26 protein-coding genes and 2 pseudogenes are annotated in these 26,103 nt (G+C 39.6%); 8 read left to right on the forward strand and 20 right to left on the reverse strand.

Annotated features, from left to right (window positions below; genetic code table 11):
- Window positions 1-44: 44 nt before the first annotated feature.
- From B9T38_RS00175 to B9T38_RS00185, 3 genes are all read right to left on the reverse strand, one after another.
- Window positions 45-1,346, reverse strand: coding sequence for a restriction endonuclease subunit S (locus tag B9T38_RS00175; protein WP_086194886.1), 1,302 nt, complete (start codon window positions 1,344-1,346; stop codon window positions 45-47).
- Window positions 1,347-3,557, reverse strand: coding sequence for a type I restriction-modification system subunit M (locus tag B9T38_RS00180; protein WP_086194887.1), 2,211 nt, complete (start codon window positions 3,555-3,557; stop codon window positions 1,347-1,349).
- Between the two features lie 62 nt (window positions 3,558-3,619).
- The gene (locus tag B9T38_RS00185; RefSeq protein ID WP_086194888.1) at window positions 3,620-3,946 is read right to left on the reverse strand and encodes a helix-turn-helix domain-containing protein; all 327 of its coding nucleotides are present in this window, start codon (window positions 3,944-3,946) and stop codon (window positions 3,620-3,622) included.
- Between the two features lie 286 nt (window positions 3,947-4,232).
- On the opposite strand from B9T38_RS00185, the gene B9T38_RS00190 reads away from it, so the two are divergent.
- The gene (locus B9T38_RS00190) at window positions 4,233-4,496 is read left to right on the forward strand and encodes a hypothetical protein (protein WP_086194889.1); all 264 of its coding nucleotides are present in this window, start codon (window positions 4,233-4,235) and stop codon (window positions 4,494-4,496) included.
- 196 nt (window positions 4,497-4,692) lie between these two features.
- Here B9T38_RS00190 and B9T38_RS00195 read toward each other — a convergent pair whose 3' ends face one another.
- Both B9T38_RS00195 and B9T38_RS00200 read right to left on the reverse strand, forming a co-directional pair.
- The gene (locus B9T38_RS00195; protein WP_086194890.1) at window positions 4,693-6,495 is read right to left on the reverse strand and encodes an AAA family ATPase; all 1,803 of its coding nucleotides are present in this window, start codon (window positions 6,493-6,495) and stop codon (window positions 4,693-4,695) included.
- Between the two features lie 103 nt (window positions 6,496-6,598).
- Window positions 6,599-6,778: a helix-turn-helix domain-containing protein gene (locus B9T38_RS00200; RefSeq protein WP_086194891.1), complete on the reverse strand. Its 180-nt coding sequence runs from the start codon at window positions 6,776-6,778 to the stop codon at window positions 6,599-6,601.
- A gap of 101 nt (window positions 6,779-6,879) precedes the next feature.
- Between B9T38_RS00200 and B9T38_RS00205 the strand changes: the two genes are divergently transcribed.
- Window positions 6,880-7,755, forward strand: a complete 876-nt coding sequence (locus tag B9T38_RS00205; RefSeq protein ID WP_086194892.1) for a hypothetical protein — start codon at window positions 6,880-6,882, stop codon at window positions 7,753-7,755.
- 217 nt (window positions 7,756-7,972) lie between these two features.
- Here B9T38_RS00205 and B9T38_RS00210 read toward each other — a convergent pair whose 3' ends face one another.
- The 8 genes from B9T38_RS00210 to B9T38_RS00245 form a co-directional block, all read right to left on the reverse strand.
- Window positions 7,973-8,248: a hypothetical protein gene (locus tag B9T38_RS00210; RefSeq protein WP_086194893.1), complete on the reverse strand. Its 276-nt coding sequence runs from the start codon at window positions 8,246-8,248 to the stop codon at window positions 7,973-7,975.
- Between the two features lie 142 nt (window positions 8,249-8,390).
- Window positions 8,391-9,008: a cytochrome b/b6 domain-containing protein gene (locus B9T38_RS00215; RefSeq protein ID WP_086194894.1), complete on the reverse strand. Its 618-nt coding sequence runs from the start codon at window positions 9,006-9,008 to the stop codon at window positions 8,391-8,393.
- Between the two features lie 233 nt (window positions 9,009-9,241).
- The gene (locus B9T38_RS00220; RefSeq protein ID WP_086194895.1) at window positions 9,242-9,577 is read right to left on the reverse strand and encodes a carboxymuconolactone decarboxylase family protein; all 336 of its coding nucleotides are present in this window, start codon (window positions 9,575-9,577) and stop codon (window positions 9,242-9,244) included.
- A gap of 54 nt (window positions 9,578-9,631) precedes the next feature.
- Complete coding sequence (locus B9T38_RS00225; protein WP_086195123.1) at window positions 9,632-10,027, reverse strand: rhodanese-like domain-containing protein; 396 nt, start codon at window positions 10,025-10,027, stop codon at window positions 9,632-9,634.
- A gap of 100 nt (window positions 10,028-10,127) precedes the next feature.
- Window positions 10,128-10,907: a sulfite exporter TauE/SafE family protein gene (locus B9T38_RS00230; RefSeq protein ID WP_086194896.1), complete on the reverse strand. Its 780-nt coding sequence runs from the start codon at window positions 10,905-10,907 to the stop codon at window positions 10,128-10,130.
- Between the two features lie 68 nt (window positions 10,908-10,975).
- Window positions 10,976-11,848, reverse strand: coding sequence for an MBL fold metallo-hydrolase (locus B9T38_RS00235; protein ID WP_086194897.1), 873 nt, complete (start codon window positions 11,846-11,848; stop codon window positions 10,976-10,978).
- Window positions 11,849-11,850: 2 nt separating this feature from the next.
- Window positions 11,851-12,267, reverse strand: a complete 417-nt coding sequence (locus B9T38_RS00240) for a DUF6691 family protein (RefSeq protein WP_086194898.1) — start codon at window positions 12,265-12,267, stop codon at window positions 11,851-11,853.
- On the reverse strand, window positions 12,268-12,684 hold the full coding sequence (locus B9T38_RS00245; protein WP_086194899.1) for a YeeE/YedE family protein: 417 nt from the start codon (window positions 12,682-12,684) through the stop codon (window positions 12,268-12,270).
- A 111-nt stretch (window positions 12,685-12,795) separates the two neighbouring features.
- Here B9T38_RS00245 and B9T38_RS00250 point away from each other — a divergent pair, with 111 nt between their 5' ends.
- Together B9T38_RS00250 and B9T38_RS00255 are read left to right on the forward strand one after the other, a co-directional pair.
- Window positions 12,796-13,116: an ArsR/SmtB family transcription factor gene (locus tag B9T38_RS00250; RefSeq protein WP_086195124.1), complete on the forward strand. Its 321-nt coding sequence runs from the start codon at window positions 12,796-12,798 to the stop codon at window positions 13,114-13,116.
- A 526-nt stretch (window positions 13,117-13,642) separates the two neighbouring features.
- Window positions 13,643-14,266, forward strand: coding sequence for a class I SAM-dependent methyltransferase (locus B9T38_RS00255; RefSeq protein ID WP_086194900.1), 624 nt, complete (start codon window positions 13,643-13,645; stop codon window positions 14,264-14,266).
- Window positions 14,267-14,402: 136 nt separating this feature from the next.
- Here the strand turns inward: B9T38_RS00255 and B9T38_RS00260 are convergent, their stop codons facing one another.
- The 7 genes from B9T38_RS00260 to B9T38_RS00290 all read right to left on the reverse strand — a co-directional run bounded on the left by B9T38_RS00260 (window position 14,403) and on the right by B9T38_RS00290 (window position 23,793).
- Entirely contained in the window at window positions 14,403-14,903 is a 501-nt protein-coding gene (locus B9T38_RS00260; protein ID WP_086194901.1) for a Dps family protein, read from the reverse strand.
- Between the two features lie 773 nt (window positions 14,904-15,676).
- The gene (locus tag B9T38_RS00265; protein WP_086194902.1) at window positions 15,677-17,035 is read right to left on the reverse strand and encodes an ATP-binding protein; all 1,359 of its coding nucleotides are present in this window, start codon (window positions 17,033-17,035) and stop codon (window positions 15,677-15,679) included.
- On the reverse strand, window positions 17,035-17,697 hold the full coding sequence (locus tag B9T38_RS00270) for a response regulator (protein WP_086194903.1): 663 nt from the start codon (window positions 17,695-17,697) through the stop codon (window positions 17,035-17,037). Before B9T38_RS00270 ends, B9T38_RS00265 begins: the two co-directional genes overlap by 1 nt.
- 140 nt (window positions 17,698-17,837) lie before the next feature.
- Window positions 17,838-19,145, reverse strand: a complete 1,308-nt coding sequence (locus B9T38_RS00275) for a TolC family protein (protein ID WP_086194904.1) — start codon at window positions 19,143-19,145, stop codon at window positions 17,838-17,840.
- The gene (locus B9T38_RS00280; RefSeq protein ID WP_016165445.1) at window positions 19,142-19,468 is read right to left on the reverse strand and encodes a DUF3240 family protein; all 327 of its coding nucleotides are present in this window, start codon (window positions 19,466-19,468) and stop codon (window positions 19,142-19,144) included. The genes B9T38_RS00275 and B9T38_RS00280 overlap by 4 nt, the downstream gene beginning before the upstream one ends.
- Window positions 19,461-22,544 carry an efflux RND transporter permease subunit gene (locus tag B9T38_RS00285; protein WP_086194905.1) on the reverse strand — a complete coding sequence of 1,028 codons (3,084 nt, stop codon included), beginning with the start codon at window positions 22,542-22,544 and terminating at the stop codon, window positions 19,461-19,463. The genes B9T38_RS00280 and B9T38_RS00285 overlap by 8 nt, the downstream gene beginning before the upstream one ends.
- Window positions 22,545-22,554: 10 nt before the next feature.
- On the reverse strand, window positions 22,555-23,793 hold the full coding sequence (locus B9T38_RS00290; RefSeq protein ID WP_086194906.1) for an efflux RND transporter periplasmic adaptor subunit: 1,239 nt from the start codon (window positions 23,791-23,793) through the stop codon (window positions 22,555-22,557).
- Between the two features lie 604 nt (window positions 23,794-24,397).
- On the opposite strand from B9T38_RS00290, the gene B9T38_RS00295 reads away from it, so the two are divergent.
- From B9T38_RS00295 to B9T38_RS00310, 4 genes and pseudogenes are all read left to right on the forward strand, one after another.
- On the forward strand, window positions 24,398-24,862 hold the full coding sequence (locus B9T38_RS00295; RefSeq protein WP_086194907.1) for a DUF2946 family protein: 465 nt from the start codon (window positions 24,398-24,400) through the stop codon (window positions 24,860-24,862).
- A 50-nt stretch (window positions 24,863-24,912) separates the two neighbouring features.
- A pseudogene (locus tag B9T38_RS00300) lies at window positions 24,913-25,185 on the forward strand (cytochrome d ubiquinol oxidase subunit II); the annotation flags it as partial.
- A gap of 145 nt (window positions 25,186-25,330) precedes the next feature.
- Window positions 25,331-25,588 (forward strand): helix-turn-helix domain-containing protein, encoded by a 258-nt coding sequence (locus tag B9T38_RS00305; RefSeq protein ID WP_143222627.1) that lies wholly within the window; start codon window positions 25,331-25,333, stop codon window positions 25,586-25,588.
- A 262-nt stretch (window positions 25,589-25,850) separates the two neighbouring features.
- Window positions 25,851-26,047 (forward strand): annotated as a pseudogene (locus B9T38_RS00310) (DDE-type integrase/transposase/recombinase); the annotation flags it as partial.
- Window positions 26,048-26,103 lie beyond the last annotated feature (56 nt).

Consider the following 26,103-nt stretch of genomic DNA (forward strand, 5'->3'; position numbering starts at 1 on the left):
ATTAATCCCCTATATCCCTCTAAATCACTCTATTTTTTTATTACTTACTGGTCTTGCATCGATGGTGGAAAATATATATCTAAGTCTTCCACAGATAGTTTTTCTGAAATTAAACGAGGTAAAAGACTATTCCTTGTAGAAACTAACATTTCATTTTGAAGCCCTAAATTTTCCATTTGCTCAACTAAAGGTTTAACAACTTTTTCAAATTGATCTGTCAAAGACTTAGTTGGAACTTGAATAGTTTGATGCTTTAAAAAACTTTCAAATTGATAATTACTAATACCAGTCGATTGAACCTGATAAAGCCCAACTAAATCATATTTATAATAAAGTTTCATAAAGTATTTCATAAAGAAAGGATTAACTTTATCTAGGTTAAATCTAATCAATTTACAAAAACTTGCGCAAATTACTTTATTTTCGAAAATCTGAAGCAAATTAGGTGTAATCATCAAATTACGCCCTAATAATTGATCCTTACTACCACCTGATACTTCAAAAATTAAATCATATGCTTGAAGCAGTCTAGATTTAAGATTTGATGGCTTGTGAAATCTTAAAACCTTTTCAGAAAAATGCATTCCATTAATTTTGGGAATATCTGTTCCTCTAATTACATATGCTTCTTCCGAAAAATCAAGATTTTGTTCTTCCTCTCCCCAACCACCACCTATGTAGTAGCCCACTATCTCTGACATTTTTAAAGTATTCCAATCTTTTGGAATCCCTTTTTCAAACTCAGTATTTTCCCAATTCGGAAACCGAAAACGTACAAACCATTCTTTATATAACTCTTCAGCCATATTTTCTAAAATTTGGATACGTTTTTTATTGTTTTCAATTAGTTCATCGTATGCTGAAAGAATTGCCGCTATTTTCTTTTGGACTTCTAAATCAGGTACTACAACATTAATTTTTTCAAACACTGATTTAGGAACAATAGGCGTATCAATCCCTGAGTTGAAGCAGAAAATATATGGTCTATATTGCTGTAGAAGATAATACACAAACTTGTAATCATGCTTATCATTCACAACAATTGAATGAATTTGTTGATTTGTTAAGCTTTCTCTTGATGCTATCCCTATTTTACCGATTGCAAAACTTAAACTCGTATAAAATACAGAATTCTTAGGAACTCTTTGATTTTTTTGAGAATCATAAGCCTTATCAGTGACTTTAGTTTGGGTGTCATAAACATAATAACTGTTCCAGTCTAAATCTTTAGGTGAAACAAATGGCAACTCTCCATCCTTGTAAAATTCATCATTTTCTTTAGATGGAGTTTTTCCTGTTACCACTTTACCCAAATCTTTTATAGTCTTTACTTGCCATTCCATCATTTATACAGCTCCTGTAATGATTGAATTTAAGTTCTGACTAATAACTTTTTCTAGATTTAACACTTGTTCATTTAGTTGTTTAAACTCCTCATTCAATGAAGTGAGATAGTCTAAAAATTCTTCTTCTGTTCGCCCATCTTCTTCAATTACAACTCCAACATAACGTCCAGCATTTAAAGAGTAATCTTGCTCTTTTACCTCTTCAGGTGTTGCCAACTTACAAAGACCTGTTACATCTTCATATACCGCATTTGGGAAACGCTCTTGCAACCATGAAATATGATTAAAGAAATACTCAGCTTCACTTCGGTCAGTTTTAATATTGGCAAGTAAGAATTTCACCTCTTTAATATCTGCTGATAAAGCATTTAAAACTTTAAGCTTTGCATCCTTAACTTTTAAAATATCTTTGTTACCATTTGTCTTTGCCTCAGCAACTTCAGCACGAGTCAGTTTCACTAGCTCATTGTGTGCTTTTTCTTTTTCACGAATCGCTTTATCTAAAACTTTAGCTTCATCAGCAATCGCTTTAAAGAACGGCGTAAAACTTGCTCGTAAGGTCTTTTGAGCTTCATTTAGATTTTTCACTAAACCCTTTGTGACTACTTGAGGGAAAGTTTTCATATAAGCATCAAAGCTTTCTTTAAGTGGTTTAAGCGCATGCCAATGTTCATTGAGTGCATCAACACTTTTAATAATGGTTGCATCATCTTTTAAAGCTTCTTTGAGCTTGTTAAAGCTCGGCTCAACATGTGGCACAGTAGCTTCAAGCTTTGCCATTCCTTGTCTAAAGTAGTCATCTACCAAACTAATATATTCATGATTCCGCCCCTTATGCAGTTTGCTAATCATGGCAATATTAAAGATCTGTTCATCAGTGAAGTCACGATGTGTTTTATCAATTTGTCTAAAGATGTTGCGTGCATCAATAAACAAAATTTTGTCGTCTGTTTTATTTTTATCAAAGAACCATAAGGTTGCAGGCAGTGTGACTGTATAGAACATATTTGATGGCAAAGTTAGCATGCCATAAATCAAATTATTCTCGATTAATGTCTGACGTACATCAGCTTCGGAATTACGTGCATCTGAAGCTGAGTTAGGCATAACTAACGCTGCACGACCACTATTAGATAACTTCGCTTGCTCGGCATTCTTCAATGAAGTAGCAAATAAGTTAATCCAAAGATAGTTCGCATTAGGAACTGTTTCAGTCTTGGCATTATCATCTGCTTTTTTAGTTTTGGTTTTGTTACGAGGTAAACCATAGGTATTAAAACGAGGATCTTTTTCAACAGTCGCTAGTGCCACATCATCCACGTTAAATGGTGGATTCGCCATGATGTAGTCAAACTTTTCAAAGCCCTTAAACGGATCTTCTGCATAAGAGTTTGCTTGTCGAATATCACCTTTTAGACCATTTACAAACAAGTTCATTTTGGCAAGTTTACCCGTATCAAGCGTCTTTTCTTGACCGTAGACAAATAAGCTATTGTTTGTCTCAGCTTCACCTAGCTTTTTGCTCAGCTCTTTACGGCGCTCTACAAATTGTAAAGACTGAACAAACATACCACCCGAACCACAGGCAGGATCATATACAGAGCCGTTATACGGTTCGATCATTTCAACCATCAATCGAACAACTGAAGTTGGTGTAAAGAATTCACCACCTTTTTGACCTTCAGACAAAGCAAACTTACCTAAGAAGTATTCGTAAATCTTACCAAACACATCCCCTGAAGCATCAGAAGGAATATTTGAAAAACTACGAACCAAAGCTTTTAAAGCCTGTTTACTTTGAGCTAAGCGATTAAATGCCTGATAATCATTTTTAGGCAAGACATCTTTAAAATCTTCTTGACCTTGATGATCTTCAATCGCCTGCATCGCTTCTTTGATTTTTGATGCTAAATCTTCACTTTCAGGAAGTTCGAGTAAGTAGTTATAACGGGCATTATCCGGCAAATAGAAACCACAATGTTTAACGGCAATTTCTGACAGAGACTTTTCACGGCGTGTGCCTTTAAGCTCATTAAACTCTTTTAAAATCGCTTCTTCCGCTGCGCCGTATTTGTTATCTGCGAATTTCAAGAAAATTAAGCCAAGTACTGGAGTGGAATACTCATTCGGTTTCAAATCTGTATTTGCACGCAGACTATCTGCCGCTGACCAAAGTTGATCTTCCAACTGTTTTAATTCAGTAAGGTTCATAATTTTTCCAAATCAATCTATAAATCTGATCTGCTCAATATCTTGAGCAATTATTTTTTAAGTTATGCTTTTTGCAAAGATAAAATGAATTTCTGAATCATCTCTCTTTCAGACTCTGGTAAACCTTGGATTGATTTTGAAATTGGGTCAGTACCTAAATCTGAATACTGATCTGTTCGTCCTAAGAGATAATCACCAGACACATTCAGAACAACAATGAGCTTATAAAAATTTTCTAAAGACGGCTTTCGAGAGCCAGCTTCAATATGCGAAATTGAAGTTGAAGGAATACCTGTTTTGTCCGCGATATCTTGCTGTGTCATTTTTCTTTGTGTTCTTATTTCTTTGAGCCTTTTACAAAATAGCTCAGAATCCATCTCAATCAACATAAAACACCATAAATCGACAATAAAAACTTGACTATTTAGACAAGTTTGCATATATATATTGACAGTAGTTTATTGTCTATTTCGACAAAAAGACATATTAAAAAGATAATTAAAGGAGAGAATTTATATGAATCATATTGTATGTGCATGAGTGCCTTATCTCGACAATAAAGCACTCATGCGTTTCATATCAAAGCACTGACATGAAAGATGTAAAATTTCGACGTTTTACCTTTGCATTCTTTCATAACCGACCATTGAAGTAAATTCACTTTAGGAGTCTCTTATGAGCAGCTCACCGAGCCATATCCCTGTTTCTATCCATCCAGCAATTCGAAATTTAAATGTACGTCAAATTTCTAAAATGATTGCAACAAAAATTATTGAAACTACGGCGTTACAGCTTCAATTTAATCCGAGATTTTGTAGTCAGCTAGACGTAGTTCAACATCTTAATACTTATGAAGCGGTTGCATACTTCATGGATAATCAATATTTTGAAAAATATGGATTTAATAAGAGCTTTGGGCTGAATTTAGTTGCAGAGTGAACTATCAAACATCTATTTGAGCAAGTTGAGCAACACGAACAAATTAAATATAACCTAATGATTTATATAGCATTTCAACTTGATAATCATATTGCTCATACTTATTTATTTTGAGCAATATGAATATTAATATATTTCAATTATTTACCCCCATATCGTCCAACTTGATCATATTGTTCAATGGATGAATTTGGGATTAAAAATTGCTGGGCTCGTCTAATTTATGAATTTTGGGCAATGACCAAAACCAACTTTTTTCGCCGTGAGGCCTGAATGGCTTGATATTTAACCTTTCTTGTGCGCGACGAATTGATGCTAAACTAAAACCCGCTTCCTTAGCTTGAGCTTGAACATCTTTAGAAGACATTTTATCAACAGTACTTAACAACTCAATCAAGAACTCTTTTGCTGTATCAACTACAGAATTATTTTCACACCCACTTAACTCTGCAGTATTTAACAGCTCCTTAGCAGCCCCATCAATCACACCCAACCAAGTTGTTTTTGTAGTTTCAATAATATTTTCAACTATCATAGACTCAAGATCATAACGAATTCCGCCATCTAAAGTAGAAATATTACTTTTTGCTCGTACGAAAATATAATCACCCTCAGTTTCTCGCCGAGCAGCTGTCCAAGCCATACGTGCCAATGCACTGAACGCTTGAGAGCCTAAAATTCTGTCAGCCGGATTATTATTTACACTACCTTTGGCAAAATGAGTGATGCCCAAAATTGCAAAATTATATTGATTAGCCAAATCAACTAAAGGCTGTAAGGACCTTCTTACATCGTTTGCTTTATTCATATCCCCGCTTACAGCAGAGATGATGGGATCAATCATTAATAACTTAAGATCTGGATTATCCTTTATATACTTTTCAATTTTAGGAAAATCTTTCGCTGGATCAAATGGTTCTAATTTACCTTCATGATTTGTTCGTCCAGCAATGAAAGATACTTTGCTAATATCTGCATCATTTGCAATTAACCGAGGTTTTAATGTGTCTGCTGGATCATCTTCTGTTGAGTAGATTAAGACTTTCCCTGGATTTTCACATCGTAGGCCATCTGGAAAAAATCCGCCTGTTGTAATGGTTGCAATTAATGCAAGTGATAGATTTGTTTTACCACACCCACCAGCACCAGCCAAAATTGTCATCTTGCCCAATGGTAACCACCTAGGCCATAACCATAGAATTGGCAAGGCAGGAATATCATTCATATTTACGATGTTAATTGTATCTATTACGGTCTTATCAACTTGAGGATCTTCCTCCACAACCCCATACTGTTTAGTAAAATCAGTGTATAACTGTTGGAGATAGCTTTGTAGGTCTATCTTATTTTTTGCCTTTAAGATCACATCAGAATTAAACAATTTCAAGGCCTTAGAATTATTTTGTGAAGCATCAATCCCAATAGGGCTGTTATTTGTGGTATTTAAAAAGAATGTGACACAATCATCTACATTATCCGCCCATGCCACACGCTCACCACACTGAGCTATTTTTAGTGCAACATCGATTCTGTTCGTACAGTAATTTACTTTTGCATTTGCTGAGTTTTTATTAAATACAGCAATGCCGTTTGTTCCAACAACGTAGCTGCTAAATTGCGTTGATTTAAATAATCCTTTTTGCCTGCCAAAAGCAAGAACACCACAAAGTTGCCCATTCTTACTATATAAATCAACTGCCACAAATCCTTCATAGTCGAACTTTGCATTGTCTTTATCTAAATATGAATTTTCTCTAAACTCAAAAAATAGATGAGCAGTAGCAATATTAAATTTTACAAGTACGGGATTAGTATCGCAGGCTACCTGTGTACTCTTTGTTTTAAAGTCATTGATTGTAAGATAAACATGATCTTCGGCATCATTTTTCTGCACAAAAAATGGTTGCATCTCTACTAATAAAGACTTTTGTTCTACACTTTTGCCAATTGCACATTCATCGAAATTATGATTATTGGCAAAGGTTTTATTTTTTTGCATTTATATAAACCTAAAAATTAGACAAAAACCCCCTCAATCTGCTTTAGATTTATAAGCAGATTTTTTTAATTTAAAAAATTTACGAGGGGATAGGATAATTCAGTTACTTAATTTCACCAGCAAACTTTAGAATTTCATTACGGTTCCAACGAAGTAAACGACCATGCCTTTTTGGAACAATGGGGCCATTTTCATATACAGCCCAGCGACGAAGTGTCTGTGGTTGCATGCCTAGTAATTTAGCAGCCTCTGCTGTTGTAAGTAGTAAACTTTCTTGCTTCATTATGAAGTACTTCTTCTAAATTGAATTAAGTACTTTTTAGTTGATTTTTAAACTGAATATAATGTTCAATGTTTTAAGTAATAACTTGACAACTGATTTCGATGAACAAAGTAGGACAACCCAAGAAAAATATTCTTAATGCATTACAAACAATTTTTTGGTACAGATATGTAGAGATGAGAGTAGTAGCAAGCCTACATGAAGAAGAACTTGAACAGTTCTACAAAGCAAAAGACTGTAATATTTGGCTTAAAGAGTTAGATGAACAAATCCGATTACGAGAGGCTTTTCATTCTTCCAAGCTAAGTGAAGAGGAAATAAACTCCTATCATACAAATCCTAATAAAGTCGGGCATCACTTTAATCAAGCGGAATCCAGGATATGGTATAAATATGCCAAAGGTGAAACCAAACCCAATGCAGTTAAGTTAGCTAGAATTGATAAAATAATCGATAACGCAAGCATATATTTTAAACATCCAATTTGGAATTTTTTGAAAACACGACCAAATACTAAAGCCGACCTTGATATTTTTTTACAAAAATTAGAGCAATCAAGTATACAAGCTATTAATAATGGAAAAATTATTGACCCAAGAAGATTTTATATTGATCAATGTTTTGATAAGGATGAATTTTTAAAATATGGAAATATTTTAGATTTCTATAGTTATATCTTGTATTCATATTACGTTGCAAGATTTGCCTTGGACTCACAAGAAATTGATAATTGTATAGTTTTTTTTATTTGTAATTTGGAACCCATAATTAGTTTTTTTTGTTTAGAAAGCATCTTCTTTTTGAAAATATGTCAAATCCATATGAAACCAATGAAATATTCGGATTTAGAAGAGTTTGAGATATTTAAGCATTTTGAGGTACTTGGATTACTTCCTACGATTCGAGAGCAACTTAAGAATGAAAATAATAATTATGATTTTTTATCCAATCTTACTGATCAGTTCATTCTAGATTAATTTTTAGCTATTAAGGTTGATCTATTTTGCTTACCATGTGCTTACCAAATTTTAAAAATTAAAAAACCACTTAGGATTAGTACACCTAAGTGGTTGTTTTATATGGTGGGCCCAGACAGACTTGAACTGTCGACCAACGGATTATGAGTTGATTCTCTCACAGTAGAGTACATGCAGTATTGTTGCTGTGGTTTCAGACCCGTCATGCTACGAGCGATCACTGGTCAAACAGGGTATATAAAAGAATAATCAGGCCCATCAAAATGTACGGACATAAGTACAATGCCAAGGCAGCAGGCCAAGTCCAATCCCATCCATAATGTACCCCAAGCACACCCACAGTCGTGCCGACAACAGGAATCCCCGCTGTAATAATCGCCACGATTATTCCGAATACACCATGCCAATCAAGTACCTCATTGAAATAGGTATAAACTCCAAAAAACTGAATAATGGTGATTATCCAATAAGCTAAAAACTTAATTACTTTCATTACTCCACCACCCCATCAGAACTCATCCCATTTAAACGATCCATTCCATCAATGTTTTGTCATTTGATGTTATGAACCCTCTCAATGTGTCAAAGGAGATGTTTAAATCTCATCTCCTTCTCAGTTCTGCATTCATATCAGCTTAGCTCAAATAGAAAAACCAGAAAGCTATCAACACGCCTAGTGAAAATAGTGCAGCAAACAGGGTGAACCATGAATGTGATTCGGCTCCCCAGAACATCCGTTTTGCCAGCCATTTTTTAAGCAGAACACTATTCAGTGTCAGCGCTGTCAAATGCAGCAACACACTGGCTAAAAACAGATTGGCAAAGAGTTCATGAATTTCTTTTAAAGTGTGGCTATAGGTATAGTCGGTCAAAAAGCCGGCCAGCACCGTTAAAGGTAGCAGGAGAAAAATACCCAGTATGCTGAGCTGAAACAGGCTGGAACTGGCTGCTTTTAAAAATGTTGGCGAAATCCATTGCTGCGGCTGTGCCCAATAACGCTGCACAAAGGGCTTGATCACCTGCAATCGTCTGCTTGGCCCTGAAGGCTGAGTATGAGCCAGTCGGGGAGCGCCAAACTGCCATAAAATTCTTAATATCAGACTGATTCCGAGGGTATAGCCAAAGGCCATATGGATTTGATGCCATTCTTCTGCATCCCCGGTCAGATAAGCCCCGGTAAAACTCAACATGATGACAATATGCAGAAACCGGATCAGTAAATCCGTTGAAGAAGTGGTTGTACGCTGAAGCATAAGAAACCTGTGCTGACTTTATTTTAAATACAGCATAGCAAATCAAGCTGAGTTGAATCTTAAGATACAGCCAAAAAAAGTGCGCTGGTTGAAGCACACTTTTTAGTATGAGGAAATGTTATCAAGATCAATAGTATGAGGCCTCAATCATCAGTTTTTCTTGTGATTTATCGACCTGTTATTCCATCAGCTTGATTCTAAACTCGGCAGGACTGCCAGTGACCCGTATCCAATCAGCTGGAAAACTCTTTAAAGGCATCCAGTGCATTTGCAGCATACATCAATGAAGGCCCACCGCCCATATATACTGCAACACCTAACAGTTCTTCCAGTTCTTGCAGGGTCATCCCCATTTTGACCAAGGTTCTGACATGAAAACCGATACAACCATCACAACGCGATGCGACACCAATTCCCAAAGCAATCATTTCCTTGGTTTTGGGATCAATCACGCCGTCACGCATAGCCGTCTGGGACAACTGATTAAAACTTTTCATTAAATCAGGTGAATCCTGAGTTAAAGTTTTTAAACTGCCTGAAATGTTCTGGGTTAATTCTTTGTATTTCATTACTGCCTCTCACATTAAACAATCAACAATACGGTTTTTCATCTATTTAACGGCTTATTTTTCTACCGGATAGCCCTGCTCCAGCCAGGCCTGATAACCGCCATGCACAGACTTGACCTGGGTAAAACCCATATTCTGTAAGGTATCGGTTGCCAATGCGGAACGTCCACCCGTGCCACAGATCAGATAAATCGTCTGATCTTTAAGATGTTCCAGTGCCTGCAAGGTATCGCAATGATGGCTCGCCACAGGATGCTGGTGAATTCTCATTTCTAAAACACCACGAGGATAATTCACCGCACGGTCTATCGCTGCCGCCTGAAATTCATCCGGTTCCCGAACATCAATCAGAATGGTTTTATGGTTTTTCATCGCTTCAAACAGTTCAGCTACACTCACTTCCTGAATTCGGCTTTTTGCATTCTGGATCAATTGCTCTGCAGTTTTCATCATTTTCATTCTTCCTCAGCCATTAAAATCATATTCATATTTTATAAACTATGATCAGGTAGATTAAAAGCGGTTTAGTTTAAATTCCCAACCAGCTGTTTTAGCCCATGAGCGCTGAATAGATTAAATACATCGCCACCCCAATCACAGTCGTGGCAAAAATTTTCTGCACCTGATGACTGTCTATCCGGTGCATCGCACGACGTCCTATTAACATGCCCACAATACAGGCCAGAACGAAAGTCAGCGTGACCGAAACAGGGTATTGAAAGCCATCCAGTACGTGTACAGAAATACTGACACCGCCAATCAGGAAAATAATCATCAGCGAAGTTGCAACGATGCTGCGCATATCCAAGTCAGTCACTTTACGCAGTGCCGGGACAATCACGAACCCCCCACCCACTCCAAGCAAACCGGTCAGCAGACCTGCAACGACCCCAATAGCGCCGAGAGACAATGCTGTTTTCATATTCCAGATCAGGCGACCAGTCGTTTGATTAACCTTGCACAGTGCATTTCCATGATCATGGACCTTATTAAAGAATATCCGGTAAGCGATGATCAGCATCACCAAACTGAAAGCCAGCGTGAGCCATACAGGAGAGATAATTCCAGCCAAATGCACGCCATAACGCGCTGAAGGAATACTGATCAGTGCAATCCAGAGCGCGGCACGATAACGTACAATGCGCTTGGACAAACCTTCAAATGTTCCAACCAGTGCTGATAGAGTCACTGCCAGCAAGCCTACAGGTGCAGCCTGTGCTACCGTCCAACCCTGACTTGCCATCAGTGCCGGTACAGCCAGAATACCACCACCCGCACCGGTTAAACCCAGCAAGCCACCGATGGCCAGCCCTTCCAGTATCAACCACATCACACCTATACCTCTCTTGACTCCAGTGGTTCAACCCAAGAACCTACTGGTTTAATCCTGAAACTTGCCTATTTGAAGTAATTCAGCGGAAGCTTTAAATAAGAAACCCCATTCTCTTCCGGTTCAGGGAACTGTCCTGCTTTCATGTTGATCTGAATTGAAGGCAGAATCAGTTTGGGCATACTCAAACCTGCATCACGCTTGTTACGCATCTCGACAAATTCAGCTTTGCTCGTGCCATGATGAATATGAATATTGCGGTTTTTTTGCGTCTGGATATCCGTCTCACACACATAGCGATCACGCGTTTCTGGCAAATAGTCATGGCATAGAAATACCCGAGTACTTTCCGGCAATTCGAACAGGCGTTGTACCGAATCAAAAAGTATGGCTGCACTGCCACGCGGAAAGTCACAGCGTGCCGTGCCATAATCCGGCATAAACAAGGTATCGCCCACAAACACGGCATCACCGATGACATAACTCAAGCAGGCTGGCGTATGTCCAGGGGTGGGAATGTTATATGCTTCGATGGAACCAATCTGGAATTTCTCATCATCCTCAAACAGGTAATCGAACAACTGCTGGGCATTCCATTGCTTGATATCCAGATGATAGATCGCAGCAAAGGTCTCCTGAACCATCGCAATTTTCTGGCTCATGGCAATCTTGCCCCCGAGCGTAGCTTTGAGATACTGCGCTGCAGTCAAGTGATCGGCATGGACATGGGTTTCCAGAATCCACTCAACTGTTAAACCCTGCGCTTTGACATAGGCAATGATCTGATCGGCATGTGTGGTCGAAGTGCTGGCAGATGCAGCATCATAATCCAGCACACTGTCAATAATTGCACAGGCTTTCGTTGAAGGATCACTCACTACATAACTGAAAGTATTAGTATCTTCATGGAAAAAGTCTTTTACAACTGGGGAATTTGACATGATTAAGCTCCTGCCCACTTACGGTGAATCAACACGCCCACCAGCATCGCGACAATAAAATACAGAACCTGATAATGTCCAAGACCAATCAAGGTAAAACTTGGTGCAGGACAGATCCCGGCAATACCCCAACCGATACCAAAGAGCAGGCTGCCCGAAATCAGTTTAGGATCAATCTTGTTATTCTTTGGCAAATCGATCGGTTCATTAAAGATCGTTTTCGGTGCCTGGCTGCGTAGCGCTTTTTGAAAGGGAATAAATGCCACAGCAATTGCACCCATCATCACAAAAGCCAGACTGGCATCCCAGTCCCCAAACAGATCCAGGAAGTCGAGCACTTTTTCCGGATTCGACATCCCGGAGACCATCAACCCCACAGAGAACAAACCGCCAAAAATGAAAGCCAGAAAATTTTTCATTTAGAAAGCTCCTGTGATATGGCGAATGATATAAACCGTAACAAAACCAGCGAACATAAAGCTCATGGTGGCCAGGATAGAACGCTTCGATAAACGGCTCATCCCGCAAATCCCATGACCACTGGTACATCCTGAACCCAGGCGCGTACCAAAGCCAACCAGCAGACCCGCGATGATCATCATCAGCGGACTGGCATTCAACTCGATCTCAGGCTGGACAAATAATCCATAAATAAAGGGCGTGATAATCAAACCTGACATAAACCAGATTGCAGGGGTTTTAAACACGGTGTGTGGATTCAGTACCTGTCCAATCAATCCGCTGATCCCTGCGATACGGCCATGCACATAGAGATAGCCGACTACCGCTACCCCCAGTAATAATCCGCCGAGAAATGCGATGAGAAAATCATGCATAGTAAATCTACTCATTTACAATATATATTTTTATATTATATAATAAATAAAAATATTCAAGCAAAAATGCTGATTTTTTTGTATCTCATCATGGCTTATCAGGACACCTACATGAACGCTGCACCGTTAAAAGCACAAATAGACTTTTCACAAGTCGATTTTGTCAGTGATTGTCTGAAAGTTTTATCCAACCCTGCCCGTCTTAAAATTCTCTGTGTCTTGGTCGATGGCGAGCTGAATGTACAGCACATAGAACAACGTACGGATATCCACCAACCCACCTTGTCACAACAGCTGACTGTATTAAGAAACAGCCAGATCGTATCGACACGACGGGAAGGCAAACAGATTTTTTATCAATTCAGTGATATACGGGTGCTAAAAATCATGCAGACCCTATATGAAGTGTACTGCAGCCACGATTGTGATTGATATACCCCTCCTTTTAAGATCACTTTTGGCAAAACAGGTTTTTCAGGGATGCTAAAAGCAAAAGTCTTTAGCTGATTTGCTCATAGATTCCCCTTGCTTTCTGTTTCACAGGGCGACCTTTAACGCAGACTCCCGCCATTAAAATGTTAGGTGCAGCATAAAGCCTACATCTGCAACATAACCCTATTCGACACCTTCCAACTGTACTGGAGTGGGTCGGTTTTCTTTACATCAATTCGACATTATTTATCCAGCTGAACCAAGCGAATTGCATCACAGCCATCTGATTTAGGCTTGAATATTGGCATCAGTGGGCGAAGTTAAACCGTTGTGCCATCAGCTCATTTAAAGAATTAGTTTTTTTTTAGGTTTGTGCTTATTTTCTTTTAGTTGTGTATGTTGATTAGTATTAAAAAATTTGGATCATGCAGCAAGATGACAAAGCTGTTGTTGTAGCGACATGTGTTTGGGGTAGCTACAATCGATGAGGTATTTTTAGATTTTATTGAGTAAAAGGATAATCCATATGCATCAAGAATGGGACAAGCGTTATCGGGAAACACAACATTTATATGGCTCAGAAGCAAATGTATTTATTCAGGACATCAGCCAGCGTTATGCGATTTCTGGCCGTACCTTGGCTATTGCAGAGGGTGAAGGGCGTAATATCCTGTATTTAGCACGTACAGCACGAGAGAAGCATTTAGCATTTAATGCCGAGGCGTGGGATTATTCGCAAGTCGCTCTTGAAAATGCCCAGGTATATGCACAAGAACAAGGGATTGAATTGCAAACCCGGCAGATCGATTTGACTACAGTGAAATGGCCAGAAGATCAATATGACAATATTCTGTGTGTATTTGGTCATGTCGATCCAGCTACCCGATTAAAAACCTTGCAGGGTGTACGTCAGGCACTAAAAAATCACGGTCATTTTATTGGTGAGGTCTATTCCAAAGCGCAATTTGCTTATAAAACTGGTGGTCCTGGCAATCCTGATTTTCTATATGATCCTCAAGAGATTTTAGAAGTTTTTGAGGACGATCATATTGTTCACTTTTTTGTCGGAGATGTAGAACGTTATGAAGGACAATTGCATCAGGGCAAAAGCCACGTGATTCAATTTATGATTGAAGTGATCAAAAAGTGAAGCTAACAATTAAATTATGAGGTGAGTCACTCTCTCATCTATTTATAAAAAATGAGAACCATCTGTTTTTGCAACAGATGGTTCGCTTGATTGATCAGCTTGCGGAGATATCTATCAGTTGAATAGCTGTAGATCGTTACTCTTCTAACAGGCTTCTTAACATCCAGGCTGTTTTTTCATGAACTTCAAGTCTTTGTGTGATCAGATCCGCTGTAGGCTGGTCATTAACTTCATCCACGATGGGAAATAGACTTCGAGCAGTGCGTGCAACAGTTTCATGTGCATTGACCAGCAGGCTGACCATTTCCTCGGCTTTAGGAACACCTTCTACTTCTTTAATTGCAGTTAATTTTACAAATTGTTTATAGGTTCCTGGCGCAGGAAATCCCAATGCCCGAATTCGTTCAGCAATAATATCCAGGGCATTCCATTGTTCGGTATATTGAGTCATAAACATGTTATGTAAGCTATTGAATTGTGGCCCAGTCACGTTCCAATGAAAGTTATGGGTCATCAAATATAAGGTATAGCTATCTGCTAGCAGTTTAGATAACCCTTCCACGATTTTGGCACGATCACTATGAGAGATACCAATATCAATTTTCACTGCTTTAGATTCTTTTTTAGAACTCGCCATTTTTGAGACTCCTTGTATTTTAAAGGTATATTTATATTAATTTAGCTCAATCTGCTCTATAAGACCTGAGCAATAGAGACTACGTGTTTAGCCCTGATAAAGAAATTTTTGAACCATCGACCGATCCTTAAATATTCTGCTAGGACATCAGCAAAGCTGTAAACATTAGTATTCTGTTGAGTTATATAAATAACATACTCTTACCAAGATGTATTGAAAATTAACGAGAGTTAATTACGCTCGCACAAATATAAATTATGGCAGAAAAACTTGAGTAGGTTTTATAACTAAGTATGGCTATATGTTTGAATTATTTCAATTTAAAAAGTAATTTTCGATAAGATATCGCGATTGATACATACAACGATCAGATATGCGCTGAACTTTATACAGTTAGCTTTGGGAGGAATAACTGCTTTTACGCCAGGATGATCAAATTCCTTCAATAACTAATCTAGTATGTGTACCGTTATATATACAATCTGTGACTTTACCGAGGCGGAGTTGTTCCATTTTCGCCCATTGAGCATCTGTAAGCATGTATCTATCCATGATGAAACTATAAACGGAATCGTCTTATTGACCCAATTCTCAACACAGCATAGAAATCAAGTTATGCTTTTAATAAAATTTATGCCGATTTTCACTGTCATATTGCAGCCTCTTATCTAAGTATAGGATCGCGGGCTTATTTGACCTCTGTCACCACACGTAGTGGTGACAACCTAATTTAAAATTTTAAAAATTACTCTTGGGTACTATCTATAGTGCGGTTATTTATTTTTGATTTTAAACTCAATCCTGATCACCAGACCGCCAATGGCATCTGCCCGGCGTGACTCAATTTTTCCGTGGTATAGATCGACAATTTGCTTAACAATCGATAAGCCTAGACCACTGCCAATAACTGTACTGTTCTGATTCACTCGATAAAATCTTTGAAAAATCAGAGGTATTTGTGCTTCATCCAAACCGATTCCATTGTCCTCAATCTGCACAAAACTATAATTTTCAACACAGCCACAACTGATTTTAATGAAACACGGACGTTCCTGGCTACGATAGATAATGGCATTTTCTAAAAGATTACGGAGCATAATTTCCAATTGATCCATTTGTGCCATGACCAGGGCTGACTCCAGTTGTAGCTGTAAGTCAATCTTTGCCTGACGAAGCTGAAAATCCATCATCGCAAGGGTACTTTGAATAATATTAACTAGATCAACCGGGCCTTGAATTTGTTGACCATTGGGTTCTATCCGGGCCAAGGTCAGTAACTGCGTGATCATTCGTGAGGCCTTATCAATGCCAATGATAATGTCCTCTGCTGCTTCTCGTGCCTCCTCAGTAGAACGTGCACTCTGCAAAACTTGTGCATGCAGGCGGATCGCCGCCAAAGGTGTACGTAACTCATGGGCTGCATTTGAGGTAAAACGTTTTTCACGTTGCATGCTTTCTGCAACTTCACTCAATAATGTATTTAATGACTTCACCAAAGGTTCGATTTCTTTGGGCACGACAGGGTTGATGGGTTTTAAATGTTCAATCGACTGCTTTTCCAGATTTTGACTGATACTGAATACAGTGGACAAATTGCTACGTACGGTCTGCAAAATCAACCAGGACAATAATGGTAAAAAAAATGCTGAAACTACTATTAAAAATAGTAGCATATCTCTCTGGATATCCTGACGGATAGTCCAGACCTGTGCAATTTGTACTTGTATAGTGTGGGTGCTGTCCCAAACCGAATAACTGCGATAGGTTTGATTGTGAATCTTAATCCAGCCAAAGTTGGCTTGCTGAACAAACGGGTGTGTATCCACGCCAACCGAACGATAAATCAACTTGCCATTACGATGCCAAATCTGAAATATAATCTGATTATAATGCTCACCTTGAGCTTTCTCGATGACAGTATGGTCAGGGATTCGCCCTTCCAGTGAACTTGAAGTGGTCGAGAGTAAAGCATGGGCGGTTTCGACCAGTGATTTATCAAATATATTGTTCGCCGTGCGCTGCATTCCCCAGTAGATACAGCCTAGACTACCCACCCAGACAGTGGCGGTGATAACCAGTAAAATCAATGATAGACGCCGGGTCAATGAATAACTGCGGATGAAATTGGCCATCAATAATTTTCATCCATAATATAGCCAAAACCCTGCACTGTACGGACAATGTTTTTCCCAAGCTTGCGCCGTAAATTATGAATATAGACCTGGATCACATTACTGCTTACATCCGCATCATAGGCATAAAATGAGTTTTCTATGCTCTCCCGTGAAATAATCCGGCCACGGTTAAGGATAAAGAGTTCCAGCAAGTGAAATTCTTTCTGAGTTAATTCAACTTCAGTTTGATCTCTCAGTACCTGTTTGGTCGCTTTATTAACTGCAATATTGCCAATCTGAATCAAATCACTCACTTCACCTGAAATACGGCGCAATACCGCTTGAATCCGTGCAATGACTTCATACAAATCATATGGCTTAACTACAAAATCATCTGCTCCTGCATCCAAACCTGAAATACGCTCCTGAATTTTATCCTGAGCAGTCAGAATAATAACGCCTACTTTATTCTTTTTACGGCGCAGTGACTTTAAAACTTCCAATCCATTCCGGTCTGGCAAACCTAAATCAAGCAAAATAAACTGATAATCATAACTCGCCAAAAAATGATAGGCTTGCTCTGCTGTGGTGGCTATATCGACCACAAAATTTGCATGATCTAAGCCCCGTGCTGTCGCCTTAGCCAGTAAGGCATCGTCTTCAACTAACAATATTCTCACGTCTGAGCTACCTTCTCATTCTGCTACTTATAAGCCTATATTTATTTCTGTGAAAGCGGCAGGTACTCTGGCCCAAGAAAGACAGAACACCAACCGAATAATGATCATACAAGGCATTGATATATCAGCACTCTACTATTTTACTCTGCCTGATGATCCTCATGTAAAGGCCATAACTGATGCGAATTCAGCAATAGTAAACTCAAGCTTTCTGCATAATCAATTTTGGCTTGATCAATTCGACCGCGCGCATCAACCAGTTGCTGTGAATGAAGTAACAGTTCATTTAAACTCAATTCACCAAGCTTATATGCTTTTTGCATCAATCCATGTTGTTGCTGTAACTGTGCCAAATTCTGTTGAGCCTGCTCACTCCGTACAGTTGCCGACTCCATCTGCGTAAACCAGTATTGCGTTTCCTGACGCAAACGGTTTTCTACTCGTCCGATCTCAAAATTGGCCTTTTGAGCTTCCGCCATGGCCATACCAGAAGCTATACGCACTTGCCGACTGGCGAGTGGAATTGAAACGCTCACACTCATCAAGTTTTCAACGCCAGACTGTTCACGACTATAGCCCACTCCGACCGTAGGATTAGGTACCCGATTGAGTTGCTCTCTTTTGACTAATGCATCTTGCTGTGCTGCCTGTGTTTTAACCAGCTCAAGCTCATGGTTGGCAGACAAAACCTGCTGTATCCATTCAGTCTGTGTATATTCGAGTGGTCGAATTTTGATGACATCACTGCTCCAGTGTTCTGGAATATTTCCCTGATAATCACGTGACAATAACTGCTGTGCTTGATAGTAAGCTGTTTTAGCCTGCATATATTGCTCTTTGATTTGCCGCGATTCATTGCTAAGTAGCATCAGTTCCAGTCGTGGGGCATCTCCAGCACGAATACGCTGCTGGGTCATTTGCATATAGTGCTGTATTCTTGCTTGCTGTTCCTCTAAACGCGTCAATTGCAAAGCACTGCGCATATATGCAAACCACTGATTTAGCAAATTTTTGGCAACTTCATGTTTGGCATCTTCATATTTTAATTCCGCAATACTCATCCCTCGTTGCGCCAAATCCTGATCCAGCTCGTATTTGCCAGGCAAACGAATCTGCTTTTCAATACCAAAGCTCGGCTCATAACTATTGGACTTTGTTTGACCATCCGGGGCGTTGCTGTTACGAAGCTGCATGCCTGCACGCACGGTCCAGGGATGGCCCAGTTTTAGCCCCTGTCCTGCAAAATTGGCATAGTCCTGGTCCGAAACTGCCGATCGAACAGTTGGATGCTGTAACAAGCTCTGTTTGACCGCATCGAGTTGCGGCAAGACTTGATCCAAAGCGGGTTCCGCGGATACGACAGAAGTCATCATCACACAACAGCCCAAGCCCAGTAAACGTAAGGCTTTACCCAGCAAACGGGGTTGAGTCGCTATCTCTGGTTTCATTCGTTCACTTCTCCTTGACCAGCATAACCCGATGTTATGGTTGGTAATACCCAATAGAAACAGTCACTTGATTTAAATTTCTTTTGGATATGGGCTAAAACTAAAGGTACAGTTGCGAGGGGTAAAATCAACAGAATCAAATTACGCTCAGTTGCACCCCGAATTTTTTCTTGAATGTTGCGATAATGTTGGCGGCTGCCGAAACCTTGTGCCGGGATACAGGTACATCCTGTCACAATCTCGGGAATAAGCCATAAATGGCTCATTAATTCTTCCGCAATATCACTGGAGATGTTGATAGAGAGTTGGCACATTTCAGACATGAGTATCTCGCACTAAACCAAATTGTTTGAACAAGTTAGGAAGTAAAATCAGCGTCAGTAAGGTGCAGGAAATTAATCCCCCAATCACCACGATCGCCAATGGACGCTGAATTTCAGCACCTGGCCCAGTGGTAAAGAGCAAGGGAATTAAACCCAAAGCCGCGATACTTGCAGTCATCATTACTGGACGTAAACGTCGCATCGCCCCCTCACGAACCACTTCTTCAATTGCAACGCCGCGTGAAATGAGCTGGTTAAAATAACCGATCATCACCAAACCATTCAGTACGGCAATCCCCATTAATGCAATAAACCCAACAGAAGCAGGTACCGATAAATATTCACCGGTAATGGCTAAGGCTACGACTCCCCCAATTAAAGCAAAGGGAATATTCACAAAAACCAGTACTGCCTGACGAACAGACCCTAAAGTTGTAAAGAGCAGGAAGAAAATCATGGTCAACGCTGCAGGGACAACCAGCATCAGACGCGCTGCTGCACGTTGTTGATTTTCAAACTGTCCACCCCATTTCAATGAATAGCCGGCCGGTAATTTAACTTTCTGGGCAACCTGCTGTTTTGCTTCCTCGACAAAACCAACCAGATCCCGGTCACGCACATTGGCACGGACAACGGACATTCTTGAAGCATTTTCCCTGTCAATTTTGACGACGCCTTCAGTCTTGACCATTTCTGCTAAAGAGGACAACGGTACAGCCGCTGAGTTTGCAACAGGTAAATTCATGTTCGCGAGGGCAAAACTGGATTGTCCCAGACGTGGATCACCTTTCATCATCAATGGAACTGGTCGACCCTGTTCAATAATCGAACTAATCTGCTGCCCTTCAATGAGCATTTTGAGTTGTGCCTGTATGCTCTGACTATCTAACTGATTGCGGACAGCCATATCACGACGAATACGTAATTCCTGATATTGCACCCCAGAATTTTCCAAAGTCATGACATCTTCACTGCCTTTGATCCCTTGTAGAACGGTAGAGATTTGCTTAGACAGCTGATTCAGCTGATCTAAATCGGTACCAAAAATTTTGACGGCCAAATCTCCACGTACACCCGATAACATTTCTGAAGTCCGCATTTCAATCGGCTGACTAAAGGTGAGATTGACCCCAGGAACATCGGCCAATACATGGCGAATTTTGGCTAAAATCTGCTCCTTACTTTGTCCCTGCCACTGATCTTGCGGTTTCAAAATGACAAAGCTATCGGTTTCATTTAAGCCCATAGGGTCAAGGCCCAGTTCATCCGAACCGGTTCTTGCCACAATGCGGGCCACTTCTGGAACTTGTTTTAGAATTCTTCTTTGAATGTCCAGATCAAGTGCAATCGAATTTTGCAGGCTGATCGATGGCATTTTTTCCAGCTGCAATATGGTGTCACCTTCATCCATGGTTGGCATAAAGGACTTACCAATGAGTGGAAAAATGAGTGCAGCAACCACCAAAGCACCTCCGGCCAAAGCATAAACACGTTTCGGATGGGCCAAACTTGCATTTAACACCTTGCTATATGCCTGTTCCAGCTTAGCAACAATATACGGCGTGTGATGTGCTTGAGATTTTAAAAAATAGGAACACAGCACCGGAATAATCGTTAATGAAAAAATCAGTGAGCTCGACAATGCAAAGACAATGGTCAGTGCCACTGGAGAGAAAAGCTTCCCTTCCAGACCTTGCAACGTCATTAACGGAATGAAGACCAGCATAATAATGATCATTCCTGCAGTCACCGGCACCGCCACCTCACAAACCGCGCGATAAATGACATTCAGCGGGGGTAAAAACGAACGGTGTTTGGACTCGTGTGCATCTGCCAGTTGCATTTCGATATTTTCAACCACCACAACCGCCGCATCGACCAGCAAACCAATGGCAATGGTTAAACCACCCAATGACATTAGGTTGGCACTTAATCCAAACTGACGCATCATTAAGAAAGTACTCAACGCAGATAAAGGTAAAATCGCGGCAACCACCAAAGCGGCTCTTAAATTGCCTAAAAACAACAGCAATAAAATCAGGACCAATACAATCGCCTCGACCAAGGTTTTACTCACGGTATGAATGGCACGATTCACCAGTTCACCACGGTCATAAAAAGGCTTGATCGTAACGCCCGGGGGTAAGTTTTTCTCAATGTCATGCAAATGTTCACGCACACTTTGCACAACCTGACGTGCATTGGCGCCTTTTAAGGTGAGGACAATCCCTTCAACAGCTTCACCCTGACCATTTTCGGTTACCGCTCCGTAACGGGTAAGGGCACCGGTATGAACATCGGCGACATCCTTCACTTGCACCAGCGTCCCCTGATGATTGGAAACAATAATCTCACCCAGCTCTTGTAAATTGGTGACACGACTATCGCTACGAATCAGTAATGATTCTCCATTTTCATTCAGACGCCCCGCACCGTCACTTGCATTATTTAATTCAATTGCTTGTTTTAACTGATCAAGAGATAGACCTCTCGATGCCAGAGCATCCAGGTTGGGTGTCACTTCAAAGGTACGTGCCAAACCACCCAGGACATTGACATCCGCTACCCCTTCAATTTTTCTGAGCTGTGGACGGACGACCCGATCGAGCAAGGTTCGTTTTTCCATATCACTCATAGGACCATGTAAAGTGAACATAAAAGATTCACCTAATGGCGTCGTCATAGGCGCAATCCCGCCAGAGGCATTGCCAGGCAAAGCTGACATGACTCCAGTCAAACGCTCATTGACCTGTTGTCGGGCCCAATAAGGATCTGTCCCTTCTGCAAAATCCAGGGTAATGATTGCAATAGCATATTTAGATTGTGAACGTAGTACAGTTTGATGAGGGATTCCCAACATTTCCTGTTCTATCGGTACCACAATACGGCTTTCCACCTCTTCTGGCGTCATGCCAGGAGATTTCATCACAATTTGAACCTGTGTGCTTGATACATCGGGAAAGGCATCAATCGGCAATTTGGTAAATGCCAAATAACCCGCAACACTGATTGCCATACCCAATAACAGCATTAGGATTCGTTGACTCAGTGAAAATGCAATAATACGTTTTAACATGTGCCTAACCTCAATTCACCGCAGTGCTACTGCTGGCAGGTGGTGCCTGCTCTGCACCGAAACCTGACCAAACGGCTTTTAGACGTTCGACACCCCGCACAGCAACTTGAATTCCAGGTTTTAATGCATTTCCAATCACATGACTTTGCTGCTGGTTCGCCCCCACCAGTTCCACAGGCGTTGCCACGAAACCATTTTGGTTCTTGATAAAAATGAAGTGCTTGTTATCTTTTAAAGTTAAGGCAGCACTCGGTATTACCCATGCGGTTTTTGTTGTCGGGTTATGGCTTTGAATATTCGCTTTAACAAACTGTTGTACTTTTAAACAGTTGTCCTTGGCCTGCATTTGGACTAGAACATTTTGAGATTGCGTATTGCCTGAAAGGGCTGGTGCAATTTGTTGTACCTGCCCGGTAATTTCACACCCCTCAACTTTGACCAGATCGCCAATCTGGATATATTTGCTATCCGCTAAAGGGGCTTGCAGCATTAATTGCAAAGGTAGATCACTATTCACCAACTGGCCCAGTACTGCACCGGTTTCTACATACTGACCTGCAGATACCTGTAAACTTTCTACACTGCCTCTGGCTGGACTTTTGACATACACCACGGGATTCAGTCCCTGACTGCTACTTCCTCCCATAAACTGCAACATGCGTTGCTTGGCACTCAAATCAATATTCAGTCGTTGCACTACATTCTGGGCTTCGTGTACACGTTTTTCAGCAATAATCCCTTCAGCATATAAACTGCGTTCACGTGCCAAATTTTGGCTGGCCAATTGCAGTTGTGCACGAATTTGTAAAATTTCATTTTGAATCTGAATTAAATCAGGGCTATGAATGGCCAGTATAGGACTGTGGAGACCCACTTCGGCTAAAGGTTGCACCAATACCTGTTGCACTATCCCCGCTACAGGACTGGTTAAAACCACTTTACTTTGAGGTGACCACTGCGCTTGCCCCTGCAAAGTCAGTGCGAGTTGTACATCTCTTGTCGCTTGCCCTAAAGTTTGTAATTGAATATCTGCTTGTTGAATCTGTGTGGGCGAAATTAAAATCTGATTACCAGACACATCTATTGTTTCTGTTTCATTGGCGACTACATTTTGTGTCTTTGATTTTTCCGTTTTATTTTTATTTAGTAGTAAACTGCTGCCCCACCAAATTCCTAAAATCACCAAGGCCAATGTGCAAATACTGATAAATAGTTTTTTATTTCGTAATACACTCACTTGCTGACTCACTGATCTACCCTCAAAAATATTTTCCCTCAGGGTAAAATCAAGTTCTTAAGATCTAATTAAATTTGAAAATTCAATTTTTTCGAGGCTTAAGCAAATGCTGGGTCGTAAAACTGTAGAAGTAAAAATTATCAAAGATGCCTTAGAGATTGCCCAGGCAAAAAGTACATATCGCAGATGCCCTTATTGCTACCCGGCGATACCCCACAGAACAATTGACATACTCGCCCCACCTACGCAAAAGGTGAGCTAATACAACTCTAGTCCTTCTCTTTTTCAAGTCAATTGCTTATCCGCTATTCAGGTTAGTAAAAGATATTTAAATAAAATCCCTACAATGTAGGAAAAATTCTTCCATATACTTTACTTTCTGAACTTTAATCATTATTTTTTAAAAGCAAAATTAATCATGCACGATTTTAATCTGAATTAATTCAGATTAAAATCAAATACTTATATAGATATTTTTTATTTTTACTTTATTATAAAAATTATTAGGCTAAATTAAAATCAAAACTCTTAAATTAATACTACATACTTTTAATAAATATTAATTCTGCTAGAATCGAATATTCTTACTTGGATAATTGAGACCATCTAAGTGATCATGGTTTTAGGTAGATTGCTAGCTTTTGGGGCAATCTTGTTGCAGATTGCTGTTTTTATACAGCCTTTACTCCCAGAGAAATATCAAATTTCTCCAGTCTGTGAAACTATTGTCCATGCACTTCAATTAGATACTTCTCATGATCTGCATAGCTCAGATCATTCGCATAATTACTCTCATCGAGACTTGAGTTTAGCTAATCATGAACCTGAAAAGCCTAATAATGCACATCTAGAACAAAAAACTTCGTACAGTCATCATCACGATACGAATCATCAATGTCAGTACTGTGTTGTTTACGCACATGTCGTTCCACTACCAGACATCGGTGTTAAAGAAGTTCTCGTTAGAATTCAAGTTCGTTTTTTAGCTTTTAAAGAAGCTTATTTCCATATCTTCTTTCTTTTAAAGCAATTATTTCTTATTCCTCAAGGCCGAGCACCTCCTTTTTCTTTTGCTGTCTAAATTTATTGGCAATTATTTATTGTTTTGAAATTTAATTAGTTGAAGATACTACCATTAAAGCTTGTCAAAAGCATCATGAATCAATGCCTTTCTTATACACATTGGCACTGATATTTTTGGCATATACAGGCTTTCTAATTAGCATATTCCCTTATGTAATTCCTCCATCAGTGACGATTTGGGATGCTTCTGCACCAGCCAATAGTCAGTTGTTCGCGCTGATCGGTGCACTGATTTTGATCCCAATTATCATCATTTACACCATCATGGCTTATTGGGTATTTAGGGATAAAGTCAGTGTTGGCGATGAGGGTTACCATTAAAGGAGTTATTAATGAAATTATCACAATTTCAGTGGTTTATCTTTTTATGGTTAGTCGATTTACTAAGTTCATTAGCAATTGCTATGAGCTTTAGGTTTCTGCTTCAGCTTTCTTATTAGCTATGTAAAAAGAAGAGGATACACCTATGAATCTACTTCAACAGCAGCATGTGAATATTAATTATGATTTTCCATTCATTGTTAATTTAACATTAGCTCAAGAAATTATTAGAGCACGCAAAAAAATGAATATCTCTCAACAAGAACTAGCATCTAAACTTGGTATCTCTCCAAGGACACTAGAAAGTTGGGAAAGAGGTGTTCGCCATCCATCAAGTTCGGCACAGGCTTTAATCAAACTATTTATAAAGTCACCTCAATTTGTACTGGATAATCTTAACTAAAATAGAAAAAGACCATGTTTTCACGTGGTCTTTTTTATCATCTATTAAAATATATAAATTATTGCGAAGTATATAAACTATCAATGGTATATTGACTACTAACACCTTTGATTTTTTCCGCAACTTTTCTAACTACACCAAGATTAATATCTGAAACAATTACTTTAGCAGCTTGCTCAATAAGAAGTAATGCTGCACTTCATTCTACACCCAAACCAGTACCTGTAATTGTGGCCATTTTATGATTAAAAAGGCTGACATCATGAAACAGGAAAGAAAATGTCCACCAGACCTTGAGCACAGGCAGGCTAAGTACAAAAATAACGTGATCGAATGTAATTATGGCAAGCTAAAGGGATCATCAGGGCCACATTAGGATTCAAATCTATGAAGATGGCTTATGCCACAATTAAAGGTATTGAAGTCATGCGTGCACTACGTAAAGGATAAGCTTCGTAATTTTATTATGGTCAGCCTCAGGGTGAAGTGTATCTAATCAACAGGGTTTTCGGTCT

Source organism: Acinetobacter sp. ANC 4218 (assembly GCF_002135245.1).
Classification (GTDB): Bacteria; Pseudomonadota; Gammaproteobacteria; order Pseudomonadales; family Moraxellaceae; genus Acinetobacter.